This window comes from Oceanivirga salmonicida (genome assembly GCF_001517915.1).
Taxonomy (GTDB): domain Bacteria; phylum Fusobacteriota; class Fusobacteriia; order Fusobacteriales; family Leptotrichiaceae; genus Oceanivirga; species Oceanivirga salmonicida.
In genome coordinates, this window is record NZ_LOQI01000098.1 from 1 (window position 1) to 4155 (window position 4155).

A 4155-nucleotide genomic window follows, 5' to 3' on the forward strand; every position below is an offset into this window, starting at 1 on the left:
AAAATGAATTATATAAATAAAAAAAGTGCTGTATACTTTACAGTACCATAATTAAAGGAGGAGTAATATTATGAAAATATTAGCAGTTTGTGGTTCAGGTTTAGGATCAAGTTTTATGTTAGAAATGAACATAAAAAAAGTTATAAAAAAATTAGGGATTGAAGCAGAAGTTGAGCATTCAGATTTAGCGTCAGTAACAGAAGGTAGTGCAGATTTATTTGTTATGGCTAAAGATATAGCAGAAAGTTCATCAATAGACAAAGAGAAAATTATTGTACTAAACAGTATCATTAGTAAAGAAGAATTAGAAGTAAAATTAGTTGAAAAATTGAAATAGGAGGGAAAAAAATGAAATCAATATTAAACTTTATTGTTGATATTTTATCAAATCCAGCAATTTTAGTTGGGTTTATAGCTTTGATCGGGTTATTATTACAAAAGAAACCAGTAACTGATATAATAAAAGGAACAATTAAAACAATACTAGGATTTGTAGTTCTAGGTGGAGGAGCAGGAGTAGTAGTGGCTGCTTTACAACCAATGGGAGGAATGTTTGAAAAAGCATTTAATATTCAAGGTGTTATACCTAATAATGAAGCAATTATTTCATTAGCGTTAGGTGAATTTGGAACAACAACAGCTTTAATAATGGCTTTTGGTATGTTAGCCAATATTTTAATTGCCCGTTTTACTCGTTTAAAATATATATTTTTAACAGGACACCATACTTTATATATGGCATGTATGATAGCAATAATGCTTTATATTGCTAAATTTGAAGGAGCAATGTTAGTACTTGTAGGTTCTTTAATATTAGGTTTATGTATGGTTATATTCCCAGCATTAGCACAACCATTTATGAAAGGGATTACTGGCGATAATTCTGTAGGATTTGGGCATTTTTCAACTTTAGGATATATTTTATCTGGTTATATAGGAAAAATTGTTGGTAAGGGTTCAAAATCAACAGAAGAAATGCAATTGCCTAAAAATTTAACTTTTTTAAGAGATAGTTCAATTTCAATTTCAATGACTATGATGATAATTTATGTTATTTTAGCAATATTTGCAGGGCAAGAATATGTTACAGAATTAGCAGGTGGTAAAAACTATATTTTATTTGCAATTATGGAAGCAATAAGATTTGCAGCAGGAGTATATATAATTTTGCAAGGTGTTAGATTATTATTAAATGAAATAGTTCCAGCATTTACAGGTATTTCTGAAAAATTAGTTCCTAATGCCAAACCAGCATTAGACTGTCCGATAGTATTTCCATATGCTCCAAATGCAGTTTTAATAGGTTTTTTATTTAGTTTTTTAGGTGGAATAGTTGGTCTATTTATTTTAGGTTCACTAAATATGGTATTAATTTTACCAGGTGTAGTACCTCATTTCTTCTGTGGTGCAACTGCTGGAGTATTTGGTAACTCAACTGGTGGTAGAAGAGGTGCAATGATAGGAGCTTTTGCTAATGGACTATTATTAACATTCTTACCAGCAATATTATTCCCATTGTTAGAAAATTTAGGCTATGCAGGAACTACATTCTCAGATACAGATTTTGCAACTTTAGGTATATTATTAGGAAATGCAGCTAAGTATTTAACACCAATGTATATTACTATAGTAGTAGTAGGTATAATAGTTGCATTAGTAGCATATAATTTTATAGTTAAAAAAGAAGGAGAATAGGAGAAAAAAGTGAATAGTACAAAGAAATTTGCAAATGAAATAAGAATTGAAGTTTTAAAAATGCTTAATAATTTAGGTTTTGGGCATTATGGTGGAAGTATGTCAGTGATTGAAACTTTAGCAGTACTATATAATGATATTATGAAATATGACCCTAAAAATCCTAATTGGGAAGAGAGAGATTATTTTGTATTATCTAAAGGGCATGCAGGACCTGCTTTGTATTCTACATTAGCACTTAAAGGTTTTTTTGATAAAAAAGAGTTGTTATCTTTGAATGTTAATGGGACTAATTTACCTAGTCATCCAGACAGATTAAAAACAAAGGGAGTAGATGTAACTACAGGTTCATTAGGACAAGGAATTTCAATAGCGACTGGTATAGCCAAAGGTTTAAAAATATTAAATAAATCTAATAAAGTATTTTGTATAATAGGTGATGGCGAAGCACAAGAAGGACAAGTTTGGGAAGCCATGCAATTTATTGCACATAATAATTTGAATAATATGATAGTTTTTATAGATTATAATAAAAAGCAACTAGATGATGAATTAAATGTAATATGTGAACCTTTCTCATTTGAGGAGAAAGCAAAAGCATTTGGGCTATCAAGTATAACTGTTAAAGGTAATGATATAGATTCTATAAGAAATGCATGTAATATGAGAACAGATAAACCATTAGTGATTGTTCTTGATAGTATTAAAGGGCAGGGAGTCAAATTTTTAGAAACATTAAAATCTAATCATCATTTAAGAATAAATAACGAAAGTAAAGAAAAACTTGAAAAAGAATTATTTGAATTAGAAAGTGAGGTATTTTAATGTATAAAATGTATGTTGGTGAAGATAAAAAAGAAAATGCCGAACTAAGAAATGTATTAATAGATAAATTACAAGAAATATTTAAAAAAGATGAAAAAGTAGTGTTATTAGATGCTGATTTAATGAGTTGTATAGGAAGTAACAAAATAGCATATAATTACCCAGATAGAGTAATAAATTGTGGTATTATGGAAGCACAGGAAGTGTCATGTGCTGCAGGACTTAGATTAGTAGGTTTTAAACCGTTTGTTCATACATTTACATCATTTGCAAGTAGAAGATGCTTAGATCAGTTATTTATGTCTTCATTGTACCAAGAAAATCCTATTACTGTAATTGCGTCTGATGCTGGTATACAGGCAGTTCACAATGGTGGAACACACATGTCATTTGAAGATATGGGAATTATAAGAAGTATACCTAATACAACTATAATTGAGCCAACAGATTCTAGTGTTTTAAAAAGTGTAATAGATGAAGTGCATTCTAAAAATGATAAATTTTATTGGATAAGATTAACAAGAAAAAATGTATTTAAAATTTATGAAGAAGGTTCTCAATTTGAAATTGGTAAAGCTAATGTTGTTATTAATTATGGTAATGATATTTTAATAGTTGCAATAGGTATGATGGTTCATGAATCTATAAAAGCTGCTAAAATGTTAAAAAAAGAAGGAATAAATGTTACGGTTTTAGATATGTTTACTTTAAAACCTATCGATAAAGAAACAATACTTAAATATGCAATTAATACAAAACTTGTAGTTAGTGCTGAAAATCATAATATAACAAATGGTTTAGGTAGTGCAGTTTCAGAAGTTTTATCAGAAAATTGTCCAAGAAAATTTATTCGTATAGGAGTAAAAGATAGATTTGGACAAGTTGGAACTCTTGAATTTTTACAAGAGGAATATCAGTTAAGAGCAATTGATATATATAATTCTATAAAGAATAATTTATAAAAAATAAGAGTAGAATGAAAAAAACATTCTACTTTTTACTTTGAGTATATTTTAGTAATTGACAAAATATAAAATGATGTGTATAATACACTTAATAAGTATTAAAGTTAGGAGTGAATAAAATGACTGTAAGAAAAAATATAACTCTAAGTGAAAATGAATACGAAATAATTTCAGATTTTGCTAGTGCTAATGGTTATACGTTTTCTGAATTTTTAAGAAAGGTTAGTCTAAATTTTATTAAAAAACATGAAGAAATGACTTTGTTAGAATTTTTAAACAGCAATTGTAAATATGTTTCAAAAGAAGAACAAATAGAATTTGATAATTTAGATATTGATTTTAATGATTTAAATGGAGAGGAATTAAGTTTAGAAGATGTACTTTAACAAGATTATTTATCATAAAAACGCTAAAAAATTTATTAAAAAAAATAAAATTATAGGTCTTAAATTTATGATGACTTTTGAAGATATTGCCCAAAACAAAGAAAATTTAAAAAAATATGATATAAAAAAATATTATAGTAAAGATTTTGATGATATTTTTAGATTAAGATTAGGAACATATAGAGCAATATTTAGAGTAATTAATGATAAAATTATTATATATGTATTAGATATTGCAAGTCGAGGAGATATTTATAAAAAATAAGAAAGGGGCTGTTGCAAAT

6 protein-coding genes are annotated in these 4155 nt (G+C 27.3%); all 6 read left to right on the forward strand.

Annotation, left to right across the window (positions count from 1 at the left end):
• The first annotated feature begins 70 nt into the window (after positions 1 to 70).
• Positions 71 to 337, forward strand: coding sequence for a PTS sugar transporter subunit IIB (locus tag AWT72_RS08130; RefSeq protein WP_067143452.1), 267 nt, complete (start codon positions 71 to 73; stop codon positions 335 to 337).
• 11 nt (positions 338 to 348) lie between these two features.
• Positions 349 to 1695: a PTS ascorbate transporter subunit IIC gene (gene ulaA, locus AWT72_RS08135; RefSeq protein WP_067143456.1), complete on the forward strand. Its 1347-nt coding sequence runs from the start codon at positions 349 to 351 to the stop codon at positions 1693 to 1695.
• Positions 1696 to 1704: 9 nt separating this feature from the next.
• Positions 1705 to 2520, forward strand: coding sequence for a transketolase (locus tag AWT72_RS08140; protein WP_231724069.1), 816 nt, complete (start codon positions 1705 to 1707; stop codon positions 2518 to 2520).
• On the forward strand, positions 2520 to 3482 hold the full coding sequence (locus AWT72_RS08145; RefSeq protein ID WP_067143459.1) for a transketolase family protein: 963 nt from the start codon (positions 2520 to 2522) through the stop codon (positions 3480 to 3482). Before AWT72_RS08140 ends, AWT72_RS08145 begins: the two co-directional genes overlap by 1 nt.
• 122 nt (positions 3483 to 3604) lie before the next feature.
• Positions 3605 to 3871 carry a hypothetical protein gene (locus AWT72_RS08150; RefSeq protein WP_067143462.1) on the forward strand — a complete coding sequence of 89 codons (267 nt, stop codon included), beginning with the start codon at positions 3605 to 3607 and terminating at the stop codon, positions 3869 to 3871.
• A complete protein-coding gene (locus tag AWT72_RS08155) occupies positions 3861 to 4136 on the forward strand; it encodes a type II toxin-antitoxin system RelE family toxin (protein WP_067143465.1) in 276 nt (91 codons plus the stop codon). The genes AWT72_RS08150 and AWT72_RS08155 overlap by 11 nt, the downstream gene beginning before the upstream one ends.
• Positions 4137 to 4155: the final 19 nt, after the last annotated feature.

Excerpts from the sequence above, each read along its gene's own strand:
- AWT72_RS08130 (WP_067143452.1), top strand. The coding sequence starts at position 71 with ATGAAAATATTAGCAGTTTGTGGTTCAGGTTTAGGATCAAGTTTTATG.
- ulaA (WP_067143456.1), top strand. The coding sequence starts at position 349 with ATGAAATCAATATTAAACTTTATTGTTGATATTTTATCAAATCCAGCA.
- AWT72_RS08145 (WP_067143459.1), top strand. The coding sequence starts at position 2,520 with ATGTATAAAATGTATGTTGGTGAAGATAAAAAAGAAAATGCCGAACTA.
- AWT72_RS08150 (WP_067143462.1), top strand. The coding sequence starts at position 3,605 with ATGACTGTAAGAAAAAATATAACTCTAAGTGAAAATGAATACGAAATA.
- AWT72_RS08155 (WP_067143465.1), top strand. The coding sequence starts at position 3,861 with ATGTACTTTAACAAGATTATTTATCATAAAAACGCTAAAAAATTTATT.